Origin of the sequence: Moorena sp. SIO3B2, from assembly GCF_010692525.1 — a bacterium.
Taxonomy (GTDB): domain Bacteria; phylum Cyanobacteriota; class Cyanobacteriia; order Cyanobacteriales; family Coleofasciculaceae; genus Moorena; species Moorena producens.
Window position 1 is genome coordinate 1 of sequence record NZ_JAAHHE010000643.1, and the last position, 2,511, is coordinate 2,511.

Below are 2,511 nucleotides of genomic sequence, written 5' to 3' on the forward strand. Positions count from 1 at the left end.
ATTCTTCATTCTTAAATGAACTTATTGGATAATTCCAGGATGATGGTGAGAGTGGTCTAGGTGTTGGAGAGTTTGGGAATCAATACCCATTTCAGAGGCATAGGGAGCCAAGAACTCACCCTCTGACATGGTAGTAGGATTAACAGCCACGGCTTTTTCCATGGTGTCTGCACTAGCGAATTGATTTTCCTGAACCCAGGCTTGATACTCTTCGGGTGTTTCAACGATCAACCGGGTTTTCATTCCTCCATGGTAGGACCCGCAGAGTTCAGCACAGATGATCGGGTAATCACCCACTCTAGTGGCTGTAAACCCTAGTTGACTAGTCCGACCTGGGATAGCATCTTGCTTAATCCGAAACTCTGGCAACCAAAAGGCGTGGATCACATCGTTAGCTTCGATATTCAGCTTAACCAGTTGTCCCACTGGGACATGCATTTCCCCAGAGATAACACCGGTTTGAGGGTAGGTGAAAATCCAGGCATACTGCATACCGGCCACATTAACCTCTAGGGGTTCACCTTGACCTTCTTGCCCTGGAGGCGTTCCAATACCTAGGGCAACTGTTCCTTGACCCGGAGCCATGGCAATCAGACTTTCATTCCCCTCTTGCCCAGATGGTGACATCTGATGATTGTGGGCAATTTCCTGGTGGTGGTGGTCATGAGAAGCCATGGGATCGAGACCTCCCATCGCGTTGTATACCTCAAAGCTATAGACAGCTAAGACAAAGACAATCACCGTCGGGATTGCGGTCCAAAGCATCTCTAGGGGGATGTTGCCATGGGTCGATGGCCCATCGGTTTGGTCATTTTTTTGTCTACGAAATTTGATGACTATTAGGATAAGTGCCCCTTGGATGAGGATAAATAGACCAGTGGAAATGGTCATCATCAGGTTGAACAGACCATCTACATCACCGGCTTCTGAGGAGGCGGCTACTGGCATAAGTCCATGATTCTGACCGTACCAGAGACTAATCAGGGTTATGAAAATGCCAGCAATAAGGGTTGAAATTTGGCTTGGAATGTTCACGAGGTTAGGGTTGAATACTTATATCAACAAAACTAACAGGGATTATCAAGGCAGGCGAGGCACCAACATACTTAGTGTCCTAAAATGTCAGGGCATGGCTATATTTTTAAGGAAAATCAGCCTTCTGGTGAGCTACTCCCCCCCATAGTTCCCACATTAGAGACAACAAAGACAACAATTCTGATGCTCTGCTAGCAGTGAGGGGCGTGAGTAGAGGATACAGAGCTAGCTTGGCTGGCTCTATTAACTACGGTAAAGCAGCTAAACAATTGATTGGGTCAAACCTTGAGATTTTTAGACTTTTTTTTAGGATCACTAGCACAGCACCAATAAAATTTTCATAAAACTTAAGATTTTTTTCAAAAAAACTTAACATAGCTAAAAAAAATATAAAAAAGTAAATCAATAGTAAATCATTGAGTCTAAGTAACTGTGACCCTTTAGGGCAGGGGAATGGCAATCTGAAAAATCTCTAAAGCTTCAGAAATTAAGGAAAAGGCTGGTTACAGTGGTATAGGAATAGAGATGATCTTTGAGATTGGCAATCTTCTACCAACGAAAATGAGCCACTACTCAGGATTTGATTAACTTAGTTTGCATTTTCCTATTGCAGATGGCTATAGCTCAATCGGCTCTTGATCAGAATCAGAATGATGTAACCTCCAACAACCTTAGCCAGCCCCAGGCAAGGATTCGGAGCTTGGTGTGGAAAATTGCGATCGCAACCCTGCTGTTGATGGCAGTAGGCAGTGCCACCAGGGTGATGAATGCTGGTCTGGCTTGCCCAGACTGGCCCTTATGCTATGGTCAGCTCGTGCCAAGCCAGCAGATGAATTTGCAAGTATTTTTAGAGTGGTTTCACCGCCTTGATGCTTCCTTGATTGGTGTTAGTGCGATCGCTCTCGCTAGCTTATCTTGGTGGCATCGGCGGGATTTACCCAACTGGCTGCCCTGGATATCCACATTTGCTCTAGGGCTAATTATTTTCCAAGGAGTCCTGGGCGGACTGACGGTTACAGAACTGCTCCGGTTTGATATCGTCACTGCTCATCTAGGAACAGCACTGCTATTTTTCTCAACTCTAATCGTAATTGGTACACTGCTGACCCCCTATCAAGGAACAGGTTCAGTTGGGAAGTTACCTTGGCTGAGCTTAACCGCAGTGATTTTTGTTTATCTACAAAGTCTATTAGGTGGACTAGTCGCTTCCCGCTGGGCAGTGCATCAGTGTTTTGGCGCATCTGAGCTGTGTACCGTGATGAATAGCCATATTGCTGGTGTGGTGCCAGCCACCGTAGCAACTGTCGCCGTTGTGGTGATAGCATCCCGGACACCAGCTCTACATCCAGTACTGCGACAGTTAGCTAATCTCGCTGCTAGCTTGGTAGTTTTACAGATACTCCTCGGTGTTGCTACCTTCCGGTTAAGGCTACAAGTTGAACTACTAACTATCTGCCATCAAGCAGTGGGAGCAGC

Annotated in this window: 2 protein-coding genes; one reads left to right on the top strand and one right to left on the bottom strand. The window is 46.0% G+C overall.

What is annotated here, in order from left to right:
• Positions 1 to 21: 21 nt before the first annotated feature.
• Positions 22 to 1,035 carry a cytochrome c oxidase subunit II gene (locus F6K38_RS39275; RefSeq protein ID WP_287265844.1) on the bottom strand — a complete coding sequence of 338 codons (1,014 nt, stop codon included), beginning with the start codon at positions 1,033 to 1,035 and terminating at the stop codon, positions 22 to 24.
• Positions 1,036 to 1,648: 613 nt separating this feature from the next.
• On the opposite strand from F6K38_RS39275, the gene F6K38_RS39280 reads away from it, so the two are divergent.
• Positions 1,649 to 2,511, top strand: an 863-nt coding sequence (locus F6K38_RS39280) for a COX15/CtaA family protein (RefSeq protein ID WP_287360329.1), incomplete at its 3' end; no start/stop codon positions are given.